General features: G+C 67.6%; 14 protein-coding genes. 8 read left to right on the top strand and 6 right to left on the bottom strand.

Translation table 11 applies throughout. The features are described 5' to 3' along the window. Window positions 1-112 precede the first annotated feature (112 nt). Both CFB46_RS18400 and CFB46_RS18395 read left to right on the top strand, forming a co-directional pair. Window positions 113-1,549 (top strand): DUF1254 domain-containing protein, encoded by a 1,437-nt coding sequence (locus CFB46_RS18400; protein ID WP_089500761.1) that lies wholly within the window; start codon window positions 113-115, stop codon window positions 1,547-1,549. Window positions 1,550-1,700: 151 nt separating this feature from the next. Continuing rightward, window positions 1,701-5,537, top strand: coding sequence for a DUF748 domain-containing protein (locus tag CFB46_RS18395; RefSeq protein ID WP_089500760.1), 3,837 nt, complete (start codon window positions 1,701-1,703; stop codon window positions 5,535-5,537). Between the two features lie 52 nt (window positions 5,538-5,589). Here the strand turns inward: CFB46_RS18395 and CFB46_RS18390 are convergent, their stop codons facing one another. Continuing rightward, the gene (locus CFB46_RS18390; RefSeq protein WP_006480344.1) at window positions 5,590-5,811 is read right to left on the bottom strand and encodes a hypothetical protein; all 222 of its coding nucleotides are present in this window, start codon (window positions 5,809-5,811) and stop codon (window positions 5,590-5,592) included. A gap of 250 nt (window positions 5,812-6,061) precedes the next feature. Here CFB46_RS18390 and CFB46_RS18385 point away from each other — a divergent pair, with 250 nt between their 5' ends. The 4 genes from CFB46_RS18385 (at window position 6,062) to CFB46_RS18370 (ending at window position 9,819) form a co-directional block, all read left to right on the top strand. Continuing rightward, window positions 6,062-7,738, top strand: coding sequence for an alkaline phosphatase family protein (locus CFB46_RS18385; protein WP_089500758.1), 1,677 nt, complete (start codon window positions 6,062-6,064; stop codon window positions 7,736-7,738). Between the two features lie 159 nt (window positions 7,739-7,897). Then, complete coding sequence (locus tag CFB46_RS18380) at window positions 7,898-8,092, top strand: YqaE/Pmp3 family membrane protein (RefSeq protein WP_027781657.1); 195 nt, start codon at window positions 7,898-7,900, stop codon at window positions 8,090-8,092. A gap of 110 nt (window positions 8,093-8,202) precedes the next feature. After that, window positions 8,203-9,519, top strand: coding sequence for a type II toxin-antitoxin system HipA family toxin (locus CFB46_RS18375; protein WP_089500757.1), 1,317 nt, complete (start codon window positions 8,203-8,205; stop codon window positions 9,517-9,519). A gap of 15 nt (window positions 9,520-9,534) precedes the next feature. Next, on the top strand, window positions 9,535-9,819 hold the full coding sequence (locus CFB46_RS18370) for a helix-turn-helix domain-containing protein (protein WP_089500756.1): 285 nt from the start codon (window positions 9,535-9,537) through the stop codon (window positions 9,817-9,819). A 123-nt stretch (window positions 9,820-9,942) separates the two neighbouring features. Here the strand turns inward: CFB46_RS18370 and CFB46_RS18365 are convergent, their stop codons facing one another. From CFB46_RS18365 to CFB46_RS18355, 3 genes are read right to left on the bottom strand one after another with little or no spacing between them, the layout of a single operon-like run. Further along, window positions 9,943-10,122 carry a hypothetical protein gene (locus CFB46_RS18365; protein WP_027781654.1) on the bottom strand — a complete coding sequence of 60 codons (180 nt, stop codon included), beginning with the start codon at window positions 10,120-10,122 and terminating at the stop codon, window positions 9,943-9,945. Beyond that, window positions 10,094-11,101 (bottom strand): cytochrome d ubiquinol oxidase subunit II, encoded by a 1,008-nt coding sequence (cydB, locus tag CFB46_RS18360; protein WP_089500755.1) that lies wholly within the window; start codon window positions 11,099-11,101, stop codon window positions 10,094-10,096. The genes CFB46_RS18365 and cydB overlap by 29 nt, the downstream gene beginning before the upstream one ends. A 29-nt stretch (window positions 11,102-11,130) precedes the next feature. Then, a complete protein-coding gene (locus tag CFB46_RS18355) occupies window positions 11,131-12,552 on the bottom strand; it encodes a cytochrome ubiquinol oxidase subunit I (protein WP_027781652.1) in 1,422 nt (473 codons plus the stop codon). A 385-nt stretch (window positions 12,553-12,937) separates the two neighbouring features. Between CFB46_RS18355 and ltaE the strand changes: the two genes are divergently transcribed. After that, window positions 12,938-13,951 (top strand): low-specificity L-threonine aldolase, encoded by a 1,014-nt coding sequence (ltaE, locus tag CFB46_RS18350; protein WP_089500754.1) that lies wholly within the window; start codon window positions 12,938-12,940, stop codon window positions 13,949-13,951. Window positions 13,952-14,056: 105 nt separating this feature from the next. Here the strand turns inward: ltaE and CFB46_RS18345 are convergent, their stop codons facing one another. Together CFB46_RS18345 and CFB46_RS18340 are read right to left on the bottom strand one after the other, a co-directional pair. After that, the gene (locus tag CFB46_RS18345; RefSeq protein WP_027781650.1) at window positions 14,057-14,269 is read right to left on the bottom strand and encodes a DUF1059 domain-containing protein; all 213 of its coding nucleotides are present in this window, start codon (window positions 14,267-14,269) and stop codon (window positions 14,057-14,059) included. Window positions 14,270-14,426: 157 nt separating this feature from the next. Further along, on the bottom strand, window positions 14,427-15,332 hold the full coding sequence (locus CFB46_RS18340; protein ID WP_089500753.1) for an HTH-type transcriptional regulator ArgP: 906 nt from the start codon (window positions 15,330-15,332) through the stop codon (window positions 14,427-14,429). A gap of 308 nt (window positions 15,333-15,640) precedes the next feature. On the opposite strand from CFB46_RS18340, the gene CFB46_RS18335 reads away from it, so the two are divergent. Beyond that, the gene (locus CFB46_RS18335; protein ID WP_089500752.1) at window positions 15,641-16,711 is read left to right on the top strand and encodes a rhodanese-like domain-containing protein; all 1,071 of its coding nucleotides are present in this window, start codon (window positions 15,641-15,643) and stop codon (window positions 16,709-16,711) included. Window positions 16,712-16,765 lie beyond the last annotated feature (54 nt).

Genomic DNA, 16,765 nt, shown 5'->3' with positions numbered 1-16,765 from the left:
ACCGTTACGAACTGTAGCGAAACGGTCATCCGGGCACGCTGGGGTGCCTTTTTCGCCGTTCACGAGACGAACAGGGCGTTGACTGAAAAGAACGATATTCGGCCAGTAATCGATGATTGAAAACCAGCGAGAATCAGTTTCTCTGCGACGCGCGTGCGCGTCGCTGGCCATTGCGGCGTTGCTTGCAGGATGCGCGTCGCAACCGGACGCGATCCAGCGGAAAACCGGCTGGATGCGTGCGGAAGTCGCCGACTCCTATATCTATGCGTATCCGCTCGTGCTGATGGACGTCGCGAAGGAAGCGGCGACGGGCGGCGACGGCGCACAACCGGGGCAGGCCCCGCTCAACACGCTGCGCCACGCGGCGGCGCTGCCGCCCGTCGGCGCGGTCAATCCGCCGCTGCCGGGCGTCGACACGCTCGACTCGACCGGCTGGCTCGACGTCGCCGCCGAACCCGTGATCGTCACGCTGCCCGACACGCGCGGCCGCTACTGGGACGCGCGCGCGCTCGACATGTGGACGAACGTACTGTGGTCGTCGTCGAGCGTCGCGACCCGCGGCGCCCGTGGCGCCGGGCGATCGCAAACGATTGCCTTCGCCGCGAAGGACTGGCAGGGCACGCTGCCGAAGGGCGTGCTGCGCGTCGACGTGCCGTCCGCCAATGCGTGGCTCGAAGTGCGGCTGCAGACGAGCGGCGGGCGCGACCTGACGAACGTGAAGAAACTGCAGCGTGCGATCCGCGTGGTGCCGCTGTCGGTCTACACGGGCGCCGAGCGCGGCGCGTCGGTCGCGGTCCATGCGGGCAGCGCGCCGTCCGAAGCGGTGGGCGGCGGCACGCCGGCCGAGCAGGTGGCCGCGCTCGACCCGAAGGCGTTCTTCACGCGTTTCGCGCAGGCGCTGCAGGACAATCCGGCGCCGGCCGACGACGCGCACGCGCAAGAGTCGCTCGGCGACATCGGCGTGACGGCCGGCTACCCGGTGCTGTGGACGGGCGACCGTCTCACGGCCGCGACGGCCGGCGTCGCCGAGGCGCGCGCGCGGCTCGCGACGCCGCCGTCGAACCTGCTGAGCGCGAACGGCTGGAACTGGATCGGCGACACGGCCGGCAAGTACGGCCAGGACTACGCGCTGCGTGCGTACGCGGCCTACACGCAGTTCGGCACCGCGACGCGCGACGACGAGACGCTCGCGATCACCCGCGTCGACAGCGACGGCCATTCGCTGAACGGCGCGAACCGCTACGTGCTGCATTTCGCGCCGGGCGCACTGCCGCCGGTGCGCGCGTTCTGGACGCTCACGCCGTACACGACCAACGGCGCGCTGCCCGACGTCGGGTCGGCGCGCCGCTCGCTCGGCGATCGCGACCGGCTGCGCCGCAACCGCGACGGCTCGATCGACATCGTCGTGTCGGCGTCGCCGGGCGGCACGCATGCGGCCAACTGGCTGCCGGCGCCGCGTACCGATTTCGCGCTCGCGTTGCGCCTGTACGCGCCGAAGCCGCAGGCGAGCGACGGATCGTGGACGCCGCCCGCCGTCGTCCGGAAATGAACGGTTGAGCGCCGCCGTTGTCCGACCGGCGGGCGCGGCGGCGGCGCCCGACCTCCGTACCGTCACCTCCTGAGCCTATACTTTCGGGATAGCGTGCGCGGCCGCCCGGTTCTCCGGTGCGGCCCGTCATCCATTCCCGAGATATTCAAGCATGGCAAGCGCAGACAAAGAAACCGTACCTTCGACCCTCCATGCCCTCGGTGGCGTTGCACGCTCGCGCCGGACCCGGCGTATCGGCATCGGCCTGCTGATCTTCATCGTTTCATTCGGACTGCTCGGCTTCTTCGCGGCGCCGCCGCTGATCCGCCATGTCGCCGAACAGCAGTTGAGCAAGCAGCTCGACCGTCCGGCCACGATCCAGCGCATCGCACTGAACCCGTACACGCTGAACCTCGAAGCCGACGGCATCCACCTCGGCGAGCGCGGCGGCCAGGGCGACTTCATCGACATCGGCAAGCTCGTCGTGAGGCCGTCGTGGTCGTCGCTGTTTCGCGGCGCGCCGATCGTCAATGAAATCCGGCTCGACGCGCCGCGCTTTCATATCGTCCGCTACGACGCGCAGCGCTTCAACTTCACCGATTTGATCGAGAAGTTCTCGTCGCCGACGCCGAAGCCCGACAGCAAGCCGACGCAGTTCTCGGTGTCGAACATCCAGGTGAACGATGGCCGGATCGATTTCGACGATCGCCTGCTGAACGAAAAGCACGTCGTCGACAACTGGACGCTCGGCATTCCGTACATCGCGACGCTGGCCTCGAAGACCGACATCTTCGTCGAGCCGAAGCTGCGCGCGCGTTTCGACGGCAGCCCGATCTCGATCGACGGCAAGACCAAGCCGTTCGCGCAGTCGCGCGAATCGGAGATCGCGCTGAAGTTCGACCGCCTCGACGTGCCGAAGCTGATCTCGTACGTGCCGGCGAAGCTGCCGGTGGCCGTGACGAGCGGCCTGCTGAGCAGCAACCTGACGGTCAATTTCGTGATGAGCGGCGAGACGCCGGCGCTGCGCGTGTCGGGCACCGTCGACCTGAACGACGCGAAGGTGACCGACCGCGCGTCGGCGCCGCTATTCGCCGCGCGCGGCGTGCACGTCGCGGCGGCCGGCCTCGAGCCGCTGCGCAACGCGATGCACTTCGACGAGATCCGGATCGACCAGCCGGTGGTCGACCTGTCGCGCGACAAGCAGGGTGTGCTGAACGTCGAGAAGCTCGTCGCGCAGCCGGCCGCCGCGCCGAAGGCCGAAGCCGGCAAGTCGACCACATCGGCCGCATCGGCCGTCGCCGTTTCCGGTGCGTCCGGAGCCGCCGTCGCCGCGGCCAGCGGCGCCAGCGCCGCGAAGGCCGAAGGCAGCGCCGCCGCGAAGGAAGCGCCGCCGCTCGACCTGACGATTCGTCATTTCGCGATCGACGGCGGCACGATCAACGTCGACGACCGCGTGCCGGCGCCGCCGACCGCGATGTCGCTGACGAAGCTCGCCGCGACGCTCGACGGCTTCTCGCTGCAGGGCAAGACGCCCGCGAAATACACGCTGTCGACATCGTTGTCGCGCGGCGGCGACGTGAGGGCCGAAGGCGCATTCAATCTTGCCGCGAAGCAGGCCGACACGAAGCTGATGGTCGCCGCGCTCGCGCTCCCGGCACTGCAGCCGTACCTGGGCGAGGCGACGCGCGCGCGCGTGCTCGACGGCACGCTCGGCGCGACCGTCAACGCGAAGACCGACTGGGGCAAGACGCCGCTCGCCGCGGAAGTCGCGGACAGCACGGTCAGCCTGAAGTCGCTGAAGATCGCCGCGCCGAACGACAAGGCGCCCGCGATCGTGCTGCCCGACGCGAGCGCGAAGATCGCGAAGGTCGACGTCGCCGCGCGCACCGCGGAGATCGTGAGCGTCGACGCGAGCGGGCTCGCGCTCGACGTGAAGCGCCTGAAGGACGGCAAGATCGACCTCGCGGCGCTGGCCGAACCCGCGCAGGCGGCGGTGCCGCAGCGTACGGTCGCGCGCAAGGCCCAGGCCGTCGCGCCGACGTGGCGCTACCGGATCGACGCGCTGAACGTGAAGGACGCGTCCGCGAACTTCACCGACCTGTCGACGCCGCGCCCGGTGAAGCTGGCGATCAAGCCGCTGGAACTGTCGGTGCAGAAGGTGAGCGACGACCTGACGAAGCCGCTGCCCGTGCAACTGAAGGCGACGCTGAACCGCAAGGGCTCGCTGAACGTGTCGGGCGACGTGACCGCGCAGCCGCTGAAGCTCGGCCTGAAGATCAACGGCAACCGCCTCGACGCGGCCGCGTTCGAGCCGTACTTCGGCAGCGCGCTGAACGCGACGATCGCGAGCGCGCTGCTCAACGCGCAAGGCAACCTGACCTTCGCGCAGGTGAAGGACAGGCCGCGCGCGACCTATCGCGGCGACGTCGCGCTGGTCGACGTGCGGATGCTCGACAAGGCGACCTCCGACCCGTTCGCCGGCTGGCGCTCGCTCGCGCTGTCGAACCTGAAGGCGAACTACGACGAGAAGGGCACCGACGTCGACGCCGCGCGCGTGACGTTCTCGAACTTCTACGGTCGCGTGCTGCTCGACGCGCAGGGGCGGTTGAACCTGAAGGACGTGGTCGCGAAGGAGTCGGGCCCCGCGCAGTCGCTCACGCGCGACGCGAGCAAGGGCGAGCCGGTGCCGCTGTCGCCGGGCGTGACGCCGCCGGCCGCCGCGCTGGCCGCGTCGGCCGCCGCCGCGCAGCAGGCGTCCGTGCCGGCCGCCGCGTCGGCGACGGTGGTCGTGAAGGCCGCGCCGCAGCCGCAGAACCCGGTGCGCATGCACTTCGGCGAACTGCTGCTGCAGAACGGCCGCGTCACGTACACGGACAACTTCATCAAGCCGAACTACACGGCGAATCTCGTCGCGATCAAGGGCACGGTCGGCGCGTTCGGCACGGATTCGACGACGTCCGCGCCGGTCGACGTCGCAGCGAACCTCGCGGGCAACGGGCCGATCTCGATCAAGGGCTCGGTGAACCCGCTGATCGAGAAACCGGCGCTCGACCTCACGGCGACCGCGCACGACATCGAGCTGACCAACCTGACGCCGTATTCGGCGAAGTACGCGGGCTACCCGATCACGAAGGGCAAGCTCAACGTCGATCTGCACTACCAGCTCGCGAACGATCAGCTGTCGGCGAACAACCACATCTTCATCGACCAGCTCACGTTCGGCGATCGTGTCGAGAACGACACGGCGACGAAGCTGCCGGTGAAGCTCGCGATCTCGCTGCTGAAGAACACGCGCGGCCAGATCGACGTGAACCTGCCGGTGTCGGGCTCGCTGTCGAATCCGGAGTTCAGCGTCGGCGGGCTGATCTGGCACGCGGTGTTGAATCTGATCGCGAAGGCCGTCACGTCGCCGTTCACGCTGCTCGCGAATGCGTTCGGCGGCAGCGGCGGCGAGGATCTCGGCTACGTCGAGTTCGCACCGGGTTCCTACGCGTTGACCGACGCGCAGCAGAAGAAGCTCGACACCGTCGTGAAGATGCTGACCGAGAAGCCGTCGATCCGCCTCGACCTGATCGGCCGCGTCGATCCGGCGCAGGACACGCCGGGGCTGCGCGACGCATACGTCGAGCGGCTGGTGCGCCAGCAGAAGCTGAAGGACGTGGTCGGCCAGGGCGAGAGCGTCGATCCGATGTCGGTGAAGGTCGACAGGGCCGAATACTCGAAGTACCTGACGCGCGCGTACAAGGCCGCCGACTTCAAGAAGCCGCGCAACCTCGTCGGCCTGCAGAAGACGCTGCCCGATGCGGACATGAAGCAGGCGCTCGCCGATCACGCGCCGGCCGACGACAACGCACTGCGTGCGCTCGCGCAGCAGCGCGCGCAGGCGGTGCGCCAGTATCTCGACGGCAAGATCGATTCGAGCCGCATGTTCGTCGTCGCGCCGAAGCTCGACGCGAAGGGCATCTCGGACAAGGGCGCGACGACCCGCGTCGACTTCGGGCTGCAGTAAGCGTCATCGCCATCCGCCGCCGCGCCCGCACCCGCCGGGCGCGGCGGTTTTTTCAGCGCCCGGCGATCGCCGGTTCGCGCTTGTCCAGCTCCTTCCTCGCGGCCAGCGGCAGACGCGCGTCGTCCCACTGCGCCAGCCATTCGACTTCCTTCGCGGTAAACACCTGTCCGTAGTTGCGCAACGCGTACTGCAGCGCGTCGACGACGTGATGGCGAATGATTTCAGGGGTACGTGCATCGTCCAGCACGAACCGGAGAGCTTCCAGGGTCGACATACTCGTGCTCCGGGTCAGGGAAAACCCTTTATCACACGCCAATAGTCGCCGGCCAACCCGAAAAAAAAATCCGGCCGCACGGCCGGCGCACGGCGCGCATCGCATGGCGACCGCTTCATGTCGCTTGCGTTTGGTTACGTTTGACAGAGAACAGAAAGCCTGGCTTCATCCGTCCGCCCCACGATCCGGCGATATTTTGCGCGCCTGATGGCAGGTCACGGAGTTCAACATCAATCGGTGAGGTGGGGTGATGATTTCGTTTTTCGGTAAACAGCGGAAGATGGCGGCGATGGTGGCGGGCGCGCTGGCGTTCGCCAGCGCAGGCGTGCATGCGGCGCAACAGGACGGTAACGATCAGGGCGAAGGCAACGGCCGGGCGAGCCGCGTCGTGAAGCACGTGCTGCTGCTCAGCATCGACGGCCTGCACGAGCAGGATCTCGCGCGCTGCATCGGCGCGAATACGTGCCCGAACATCGCCGTGCTCGCGAAGAGCGGCGTGACGTACGCGAATGCATACACGCCGGGGCTGTCGGATTCGTTTCCGGGCCTCGCCGCACTGGTGACGGGCGGCTCGCCGAAGACGGCCGGCCTGTTCTACGACGTGTCGTACGACCGTAACCTGTACGCGCCGAGCGACTCGACATGCTCGGGCAAGCAGGGCTGGAACGTCGTGTTCGACGAGACGACCGGCATCGACGCGCAGAACGGCGGCGCGCTCGTGCACCTCGACGGCGGCGGCGCGTTCAATCCGCAGGCGATTCCGCATGCGAAGGTCAACGGACAGTGCGTGCCGGTGTACCCGCACAACTACGTGAAGACCAACACGGTGTTCGAGGCCGTGAAGGCCGGCGTGCCGAATGCGCACACCGCGTGGGCCGACAAGCACGCGTGGGGCTACGACTGGCTGAACGGCCCGTCGGGCACGGGCGTCGACGACCTGATGCGCACCGAGATCAATTCGATCGACCCGGCGACGAACACGGCCTACACCGACGTCTATTCGCACACCGCGCGCTTCGACAACCTCCACGTGCAGGCGCTGATCAACCAGATCGGCGGCCGCGATTCGACCGGTACGAAGAATGCGCCGGTGCCGACGCTGTTCGGTGCGAACTTCCAGACGCTGAGCGTTGCGCAGAAGGCGCCGGTCGCGAAGGGCGGCGGCTATCTCGACGCCGACTTCACGCCGAACGGGCAGGTCGCGAATGCGATCACGTATGTCGACAACTCGATCGGCCGTGTCGTCGCGGCGCTGAAGCAGGCCAACCTGTATTCGTCGACGGCCGTGATCGTCACGTCGAAGCACGGCCAGTCGCCGACCGATCACACGAAGCTCGTGAAGAACGGCGACACGCTGACGAAGCTGCTCGAAGCGAACAACTACATCGATCCGAACGGCAACTTCGGCCAGAACAACACGGCGACGGGCAACCTGAACGACGGTTCGGGCCTGGTCGGCACGGGCTTCGTGCAGACCGACGACGTCGGGCTGATCTGGCTGCGCGACCGCAGCCAGCGCACGGCCGTCGTGCAGACGCTGAAGGCGAATCTCGGCTGCAACGCGCCGGGGATCTGCGCGGACGGCCCGCAGGCGTACGTGCTGTATGGCGCGGCGCTCGCCGACCGCTTCGGCGATCCGGCCAACGGCCGCACGCCGGACATCGTCGTCCAGCCGAATCCGGGCGTGATCTACACGTCGAGCACGAAGAAGGACGAGGAGCACGGCGGCAACGCACCGGACGACAGCCACCTCGGCCTGCTCGTGTCGTACCCGGGCCTTCATCGCGCGCGCACGGTGAACGATCTCGTCGGCACGAAGCAGGTCGCGCCGACGATCCTCGCGCTGCTCGGCGCCGATCCGCGCCTGCTGCACGCGGTGGTGGCCGAGAACACGGGCGTGCTGCCGGGGCTGGGTATCGGGCGCTAAGCGCGGTAACGGGAATGCGCCCGCCGCATGAGGCGGACGACGCAGGCGGCGCCGGGCGGTCGACGGCGCCGCCTGCCGTCGTGTGGCTTGAATTTCGCCGCATGCACCGGCATATTCGTCGCGCATCACCCGTTCAACGACGTACCGAGAGGATCGTTCATGCGCCTTCTGCTTGCCCTGCTGCTCCCGTGGTTCCAGTTCTTCACGATCGGCCGCCCGATCGCCGGGATCATTTGCCTGCTCCTGCAACTCACGATCATCGGCTGGCTGCCCGCCGCGATCTGGTCGGTGTATGCGCTGAGCCAGTACAAGACGGATCGCAAGATCGAGGCGGCGTTGACCCGCAGAAGCTGATTCAAGGTGCGCCTGCTCAGGCGTACTCGACGAAGAAGATTTGCATTTCGGTAGAAAAATATATACTTTACTTGCTTGCTGCTTGGTAATTTATATATATTTCTTCCGAAATGAACGCCTCCTGCACGATCCAGCTCCATGCCGACGGTGCCTGGCACGACATCGGCGTCGTCAACCTGTTCGGCGACCCCGGGGAAGGTTGGCGCGCGCGTGCTTATACCGGTTACGACGTCGAGTGGGCCATTCGGCATCGGCCTGCCCGCGACGCGCATGCGATGACGTGCCGTTTTCCGGTTGGCCTCGAGCCACTGGAGACACCGCATTGGCCTGTTTTCCTGATCGATCTGCTGCCGCAAGGCTTCGGCCGCGAGGAACTGTCGCGCCGCCTCGGTTTGCCGGAAACGGCGGAGCAGCATGCCGACTGGCCGCTGCTGCTCGCGGGGGCCGGTAATTCGATCGGGAATCTGCGCGTCAAGGAAGCGGCGCAATGGCTTGCCGAGCGTCAGGGGCCGCAGCAAGGTTTTACCGACGAGGAGGTGGTCGCGCGAGGCGACGCGTTCAGCGAATATCTTGCCGCGCACGGATTCTTCGTTGCGGGCTCTTCGGGTGTGCAGGGCGAGTGGCCGAAGCTGCTGCTGACCCGCGCCGACGACGGGCTGCTCTATCTCGATCACACGCTGCCGGACGAGCGCGCGATCGAGCATTACATCGTCAAGTTCGGACGCGGCGCGAACGCGCGCCTCGCGCAGATCCTGCGTCACGAAGCGCCCTACATGTCATTGGCCCAGCGTCTCGGCTTGCGCGTGCATGCACCGCTGGTGCTGCGCGATCGCTCGCTCTTCATCCGGCGTTTCGATCGTGCGCGTGTGGGCGGTCGCGTTGTCCGGCTCGCTCAGGAAAGTGTGGCTTCGTTGACGGGCAAGGCCGGCTTCGGTGTCGTGCCGAGCCATGACGAGGTATGCCGGCATCTCGTGCGTCAATGCACGAACCCCCAGGCCGAGGTGGCTGAATACCTGTGCCGCGACGTCGCGAATCTCGCGTTGGGCAACAAGGACAACCATGCGCGAAACACCGCGTTGCAGCGCGATTTCGACGGGCGCATCGCGCTGACGCCGCTTTACGACTTTGCACCGATGTATCTGCATCCGGATGGCATTGCGAGGCGTATTCGTTGGGAAGGAAATGACGGTGGCCGGCCGGACTGGGCGTGCGTGCTTGATGCGGTCGTTCGGTCGAGCGAGCCGCAGACGCGCGAGACGCATGTCGTGCTGGACCGTGCTGCATTGCAGGCGCGGCTGAGTGCGATGGCGCCGCGTTTGCAGGAAATCGCCGATCACGGCGCCGGTCTCGGATTGGAGGACGACGTGCATGCGTTTCTGCGGCCTGGGCTCGAGCGGCTTGCCGGTGAACTGGATGCGCTGGGCTAGGCGGAGGGCGACACGATGGACAAACGCTACAACGCGCTGCCGCTTCCCGAACAGCTTTCGCTCCGGCGGCAAGCGATCGAGGGCGTTCTCGCACATCCCGAATGGTCGCTGCGCGAATCGGTGCGGCACCTGAAGAAGACGATGCGGCTGACGAGTGCGGAAATGGCGACGCTTGCCGGCGTGTCGACCAAGACGATTCAGGATATCGAACAGGGGCGCAGCGACGGGACGGTGCAGACGATGAACCGCATATTCGGCATGCTGGGGCTCAAGCTGGGCGTGGTGCGGCAGGACGCGTAGCCGGTCGCGCATTCGCCGCCGTCCGGCGCCGTTCACCCGATCGCCGGCCCGATGTCGCAAGGCGCCACGGCAGCGTGCAGTACGGCGAGAGGGCCGGATGCGGGGCGTTGCACCCCGCGCAGCTTATTTCACCGCAAACAGCGTCAGGTTCATGAAGATCTTGAACGCATAGCCGAGCGTGACGGCGCCGATCACGCCGCCCGCCCACAGAACGACGAACCACATCCAGCCGCGCATCCGCGGCCGCGGCGCCTCGGGCGGGCGACCGGCGGAATCAGTGGTGGTAGTAATGCTGGTCTTCATGGCGCACCTTGCCTCGGAATACCCAGTAACCCATCGTCGTGTAGGCGATGATGATCGGCAGGATAACCGCTGCGCCGACCAGCGTGAAGGTCTGGCTCGACCGCGGCGCCGCCGCTTCCCAGATCGTCATCGTCTGAGGAATCGCATACGGGAACAGCGTGACGAGCAGGCCGACGTAGCCGAGCAGCACCAGCGCCAGCGCGAGCACGAACGGCGTCATGTCGTGCCGGTCGCGCACGGCGCGGTGCATCCACACCGCGCACGCGGCCACCAGGAACGGTACCGGCAGCAAACGCCAGAACAGGCCCGAATCGAACCAGCGCTGCGCGATGGCCGGATCCTGCAGCGGCGTCCACAGGCTGACGACCGCGATGAAGCCGAGCAGCACGACGGTCAGCGGCCATACGACGCGATGGAGGCGCCGCTGCAGATCGCCTTCGGTCTTCGCGACGAGCCAGCAGCAGCCGAGCAGCGCGTAGGTCACGAGCAGGCCGAGGCCCGTCAGTAGGCTGAACGGCGTGAGCCAGTCGAATGCGCCGCCGGCGTATACGCCGTCCTTCACGTCGATGCCTTGCAGGAACGCGCCGAGCGCGATGCCCTGGAACAGCGTCGCGCCGGCCGAGCCGCCGATGAACGCGAGATCCCACAGCTGCTTCGTGCGCCGCGCCTTCGCGCGGATCTCGAACGACACGCCGCGGAAGATCAGGCATACCAGCATGAAGATCAGCGGCAGGTACAGCGCCGACAGCACGGTCGAATAGACGATCGGAAAGACCGCGAACAGCCCGGCGCCGCCGAGCACGAGCCACGTCTCGTTGCCGTCCCACACGGGCGCGACCGTGTTCATCATCAGGTCGCGTTCCTTCTCGTCCGGGAAGAACGGGAAGACGATGCCGATGCCGAGGTCGAAGCCGTCGAGCACGACGTACATGAAGAGCCCCAATGCGATGATCGCGGCCCAGATTACGGTGACGTCCATAGGTTTTCTCGTATGCGAAAGGAGTGGGCTCAGACGGTCTCGATCAGCTCGTCGACGGCCGACATCGGGCGGCGCGCGGTGTGGTCGGGGCGCGTGTCCGGCAGGTCGTGCGTCGCGTCGTGCTCGACGTCGGGCAGCGCGGGGCCGGCCTTCATCAGCTTCAGCATGTAGTACACGCCGGTGCCGAACACGAGGAAGTACACGATCACGAACGTCATCATCGACAGGCTGACCTGCTGCACCGACAGCGGCGACACGGCCTGCGCGGTGCGCATCACGCCATACACGACCCACGGCTGGCGGCCGGCTTCGGTCGTCACCCAGCCCGCGAGCAGCGACACGAAACCGGTCGGGCCCATCACGAGCGCGAAGCGCTGGAACCACTTCGATTCATACAGGCGGCCGCGGCGGCGCAGCAGCCAGGCGAGCGCGGCGAGGCCGATCATCGCGAAGCCGAGGCCGACCATGATCCGGAAGCTCCAGAACACGACCGTCGAATTCGGGCGGTCTTGCGGCGGGAAGTCCTTCAGCCCGCGAATTTCGCCGTCCCAGCTGTGCGTGAGGATCAGGCTGCCGAGGTGCGGCACCTTCACCGCGTAGCGGGTCGTCTCCGCCTTCATGTCCGGGATGCCGAACAGGTTGAGCGGCGTGCCGCCCTTTTCGGTTTCCCACAGCCCTTCGATCGCGGCGATCTTCGCCGGCTGGTGCTTCAGCGTGTTGATGCCGTGCTGATCGCCGATCACGGCTTGCAGCGGCGCGAGCACCAGCAGCAGCCACAGCGCCATCGAGAACATCTTCTTCACGCCCTTGTCGCGGCGGCCCTTCAGCAGATGCCACGCGCCCGTCGCGGCCACCACCAGCGCGGCGACGATGAACGCGGCGATCGCCATGTGGAACAGGCGGTACGGGAACGACGGGTTGAAGATGATCGCGAACCAGTCGGTCGGCACGACGCGGCCGTCGACGATCTCGAAGCCTTGCGGCGTCTGCATCCAGCTGTTCGACGCGAGAATCCAGAACGTCGAGATCAGCGTGCCGATCGCGACCATCAGCGTCGCGCCGAAGTGCGCGCGCGGGCTCACGCGGTTCCAGCCGAACAGCATGATGCCGAGGAAGCCGGCCTCGAGGAAGAACGCGGTCATGACCTCGTACATCAGCAGCGGGCCGGTGACGGCGCCGGCGAAGCTCGAGAAGCCGGACCAGTTGGTGCCGAACTGATAGCTCATCACGACGCCGGAGACGACGCCCATCCCGAACGCGACCGCGAAGATCTTCGACCAGAACAGGCAGAGCGTCTTGTAGTACTGCTTGCCGGTCTTCAGCCAGCGATATTCGAGCACGGCGATGAAGCTGGCGAGGCCGATGCTCAACGCGGGAAAGACGATGTGAAAGGAGACGGTGAACGCGAATTGCAGGCGGGCCAGATCGAGGGCCGAAAGTGCGGTGTCCATACCAGATGACCGAGGCTGACGATACCCGCCGGCGGGTGCCGGCGGACCCCGGCAGACAGGCAGCGGGGTTGGCTGGAGTATGGGTCGCGATGTTGCACCGCGAAATGCGCCAACTCGTCGCAGATGTCCAGCCCGTCGCGCGCCATTTCCGGTTAAATCGTTGATTCGTATCAAGAAGACCGCTCGCGGCGCGTGTGGCCGCGGCGTGGCGGTCTGACGCACGTGCGTCAATATGGCGCGTCGCATCATCGGAACGACGTCGCGCGTGCGGAATCGGGCGCGCGGCGGCGGGCGGCAGCCGCCGCGCGAATTGCGTACACTCTCAGTCTCGTTTCGGCAGGGCCGGGCGCATCGGTTCCGGCTCGCGTTTACTCAGGGCACAGCGATGATCGATTTACGCAGCGATACCGTGACACGTCCAGGCCAGGCGATGCTGGCTGCAATGATGGCCGCCGAAACCGGCGACGACGTCTGGGGCGACGACCCGACCGTCCTGCGCCTGCAGGCGGTGACGGCCGAGCGCGCCGGCAAGGAAGCCGGCCTGTTCTTCCCGAGCGGCACGCAGAGCAACCTCGCCGCGCTGATGTCGCATTGCGAGCGTGGCGACGAGTACATCGTCGGCCAGCTCGCGCATACCTACAAGTACGAGGGCGGCGGTGCGGCCGTGCTCGGCAGCATCCAGCCGCAACCGATCGAGAACGCGCCGGACGGCACGCTGCCGCTCGCGAAGATCGCCGCGGCGATCAAGCCGCTCGACAATCACTTTGCCCGCACGCGGCTGCTCGCGCTCGAAAACACGATCGGCGGCCAGGTCTTGCCCGAAGGCTATGTGCAGGAAGCCGTCGCGTTCGCGCGCAGCCGCGGGCTGTCCACGCACCTCGACGGCGCGCGCGTCTGCAATGCGGCCGTCGCATCGGGTCGCCCGATCGCCGAGCTGTGCGCGCCGTTCGACACCGTGTCGATCTGCTTCTCGAAAGGGCTCGGTGCGCCGGTCGGCTCGGTGCTGGTCGGCAGCCGTGCGCTGATCGAGCGCGCGCAGCGCTGGCGCAAGGTGCTGGGCGGCGGGATGCGGCAGTCGGGCATTCTCGCGGCGGCGTGCCTGTATGCGCTCGATCACAACGTCGAGCGGCTCGCGGACGATCACGCGAATGCCGCGCATCTCGCGGCCGGCCTCGCCTGCATCGACTCGGTGAAGGTGCTGTCGCATGCGACGAACATGGTGTTCGCGCAATTCCCCGAAGCCGATTGCGCGCCGCTCGAGGCGTGGCTCAAGGCGCGCGGGATCCTCACGCAGATGCTGTATGCGTCGCGCTTCGTCACGCATTGCGACGTGTCGCGCGCGGACATCGACACGTTCGTCGACGCGGTAGGCGCGTATTTCGCGCAGCGTCGCGCGTGACGCGAAATGCGCCGGCCCGCGACGGGCCGGCGCGATCTGGCATGACGCAACACACGGAAGGGGTGACGCGGCGCGTTGTCGGTCGATCCGTGTCGTGCCGGCGGATTACGCTTGCGGCGGCGTGTCGACGGGTGGCGCGCCGTCGCGGAACAGCGATTTGAGCTGCGTGCGCAGTTCGGCGCTGTCGGTGTGCTGGTGCACCGAGACCGCATGTTGCACGGCGGCCTCCAGCAGTTCGTTGTCGGAGTCGGCGGAAATTGCGACCGAGCAATGCATCGCGCTGGGAAACTCGCGGCAATCGATATAGCGGCGGGACATGATGTTCTCCTCACATGAAAGGGAACGGCCGGACCTGGATGATCGGCCGCGCGGCGCGTTCGCGAGGCCGATGGAAAAAGTATAGGCGGCGCGGCTGACTTTCTCGCCGCGGCGCATACCGCGCCGGCAGCGTTGATCACCCGCGCGCCCGCCAGCGTTACGGCAACGGCGCGAGCAGCCGACGCGCCGCTTCGACGACCCGCGCGGACAGCGACGCCATCGTCGGCGACTGCACGGTCCACGCGTGCCAGTACAGCGTGACGTCGGTCGGATGCGCGGGCGCGAGATCGACGAGCCCCTGCGCGTCGAGCGGCGCGGTGCCGATCAGCGGCTCGGGCACCATCGCGTAGCCGAGCCCGTGCCGCACCGCTGCGAAGTGCGAATGGGTGCCCGGCACGTAGTGGCACGGGTACGCGCCCTCGGGTAACCCGAACTTCTCCTTCAGAAACGACGATTGCAGCGTGTCGCGCCGCGAATATGCGACGACGGGTGCGCGGCGGGCGCTCGTGCGGTTCAGCCCGCGCGGAAACCAGCGCACCGCGAACGCGGCGGCCGCGAGCAGCCGGTAGCGCATCGTGCCGAGCGGCGTCGCGATGCAGCCGCGCATCGGCTTGGGCTCGGTCGTCACGCAGCCGACCGCCATCCCGCTTTCGAGCAGCGCGAACGTGTGATCCTGATCCTCCACGATCAGCTCGAACAGGATCCGCTCGCCCGCGAGCACGGACGTCAGCGCGGGCAGGAACCACGTGCCGAGACTGTCGGCGTTCAGCGCGATCGTCACGGAGATCGGCGATTCGCGCTCGGTCGCGAGCGTGCTCTGCAGGTCGGCCTGCAGCAGCGCGACGCGGCGCAGGTGCTGCAGCACCCGCTGCCCGGCCACCGTCGGTCGGCACGGCCGCGTGCGCAGCACGAGCGGCGTGCCGAGGCTCGCCTCCAGCGCGCGGACCCGTTGCGTGACGGCGGACGCGGTCACGTGCAGGCGCACGGCCGCCTGTTCGAAGCTGCCGGTGTCGGCGACGGCCAGCAGCGCGGCGGCCTGCTTCGGATCGATCGTCATCGACATGTCGGGGGCATTCCTGTGATCGGAGACGTGAACAGGCCGTAGTGTAAGGCAGCGTGCGCTGCCGTCCCGGCGCGGCGCATCGTCCCAGCGTGCGCGATTCGTCGTCGGAATCGATTGCCGCGCGGTGTGATGCCGGCGGCGCGGGCATTTTGATCTACGCTGTATGAATGGGCGAAACGCGGCGGGTGCGATGCCGCTCGCGCGGTGGCGATGTCGTCATGCCGACGCCGGCGCCCGGCTGCGATATGCAGCATGCCGATCCGACTACACCTCACTGAAGAACCAGACGACGACGGAGCACCAGAGCAATGATCTTCCGGCAACTTTTCGACCCGCAATCGTCGACGTACACGTATCTGCTCGCCGACGGCGCATCGCGCGAGGCGCTGCTGATCGATCCCGTGTTCGAGCAGGTGCGTCGCGACGCGGCGCTGCTCGACGAACTCGGGCTGCGGCTCGTCGCGACCGTCGACACGCACGTGCATGCCGATCACGTGACGGGCGCGTGGCTCCTGAAGCAGCACACGGGCAGCGCGATCGCGATCTCGGCGGCGAGCGGCGCGCAGGGAGCTGACCGCTACCTGAACGACGGCGACCGCTGCGCGTTCGGCTCGCGCTACCTGACCGTACGCGCGACGCCCGGCCACACGAGCGGATGCATCAGCCTCGTGCTCGACGACGAATCGATGGCGTTCACCGGCGATTGCCTGCTGATCCGCGGCACCGGCCGCACCGACTTCCAGCAGGGCGACCCGCGCGCGCTGTATCGCGCGGTGCACGGCCGGCTCTTCACGCTGCCGGCCGCGTGCCTGTTGTATCCGGCGCACGACTATCGCGGGCTCACGGTGACGAGCGTCGGCGAGGAGCGGCGCTTCAACCCGCGCCTCGGCGGCGATCTCAGCGAAGACGATTTCGCCGGCTACATGCGCAACCTCGGGCTCGCGCATCCGCGCCAGATCGACGTCGCGGTGCCGGCGAACCTCCAGTGCGGCGTCGCCGCGAACGCGCCCGATGCGCAGGCGGCTGCCGACTGGGCGCCCCTCGTCTATACGTTCGCCGGTTTCTGGGAAATCGATCCGCAATGGCTCGAGGATCATCTGCCGGCCGTGCAGGTCGTCGACGTGCGCGAACCGGACGAATTCGCGGGCCCGCTCGGCCATCTGCCCGGCGCGACGCCGATCCCGCTCGGCGAACTGGCCGCGCGCATCGGCGAGATCGCGCGCGAGCGGCCGGTCGTGACCGTGTGCCGGGCCGGCGGGCGCTCCGCGCAGGCGACGGTGATCCTGAAGAAGGCCGGCTTCGACGCGGTCGCCAATCTCGGCGGCGGAATGCTGCGCTGGCGTGCCGAAGGGCGTGTCGTGACGGATGGCCGGTCGTAGCGGCCCAGGCAGTCTTCCGAAAAAAATTCCCGGTCGATGTCGAAACGGCCGGGC

Origin of the sequence: Burkholderia sp. HI2761 (assembly GCF_002223355.1) — a bacterium.
Classification (GTDB): domain Bacteria; phylum Pseudomonadota; class Gammaproteobacteria; order Burkholderiales; family Burkholderiaceae; genus Burkholderia.
This window is presented reverse-complemented; position numbering and strand designations above follow the sequence as displayed.

Excerpts from the sequence above, each read along its gene's own strand:
- CFB46_RS18400 (WP_089500761.1), top strand. The coding sequence starts at position 113 with ATGATTGAAAACCAGCGAGAATCAGTTTCTCTGCGACGCGCGTGCGCG.
- CFB46_RS18395 (WP_089500760.1), top strand. The coding sequence starts at position 1,701 with ATGGCAAGCGCAGACAAAGAAACCGTACCTTCGACCCTCCATGCCCTC.
- CFB46_RS18390 (WP_006480344.1), bottom strand. The coding sequence starts at position 5,811 with ATGTCGACCCTGGAAGCTCTCCGGTTCGTGCTGGACGATGCACGTACC.
- CFB46_RS18385 (WP_089500758.1), top strand. The coding sequence starts at position 6,062 with ATGATTTCGTTTTTCGGTAAACAGCGGAAGATGGCGGCGATGGTGGCG.
- CFB46_RS18380 (WP_027781657.1), top strand. The coding sequence starts at position 7,898 with ATGCGCCTTCTGCTTGCCCTGCTGCTCCCGTGGTTCCAGTTCTTCACG.
- CFB46_RS18375 (WP_089500757.1), top strand. The coding sequence starts at position 8,203 with ATGAACGCCTCCTGCACGATCCAGCTCCATGCCGACGGTGCCTGGCAC.
- CFB46_RS18370 (WP_089500756.1), top strand. The coding sequence starts at position 9,535 with ATGGACAAACGCTACAACGCGCTGCCGCTTCCCGAACAGCTTTCGCTC.
- CFB46_RS18365 (WP_027781654.1), bottom strand. The coding sequence starts at position 10,122 with ATGAAGACCAGCATTACTACCACCACTGATTCCGCCGGTCGCCCGCCC.
- cydB (WP_089500755.1), bottom strand. The coding sequence starts at position 11,101 with ATGGACGTCACCGTAATCTGGGCCGCGATCATCGCATTGGGGCTCTTC.
- CFB46_RS18355 (WP_027781652.1), bottom strand. The coding sequence starts at position 12,552 with ATGGACACCGCACTTTCGGCCCTCGATCTGGCCCGCCTGCAATTCGCG.
- ltaE (WP_089500754.1), top strand. The coding sequence starts at position 12,938 with ATGATCGATTTACGCAGCGATACCGTGACACGTCCAGGCCAGGCGATG.
- CFB46_RS18345 (WP_027781650.1), bottom strand. The coding sequence starts at position 14,269 with ATGTCCCGCCGCTATATCGATTGCCGCGAGTTTCCCAGCGCGATGCAT.
- CFB46_RS18340 (WP_089500753.1), bottom strand. The coding sequence starts at position 15,332 with ATGTCGATGACGATCGATCCGAAGCAGGCCGCCGCGCTGCTGGCCGTC.
- CFB46_RS18335 (WP_089500752.1), top strand. The coding sequence starts at position 15,641 with ATGATCTTCCGGCAACTTTTCGACCCGCAATCGTCGACGTACACGTAT.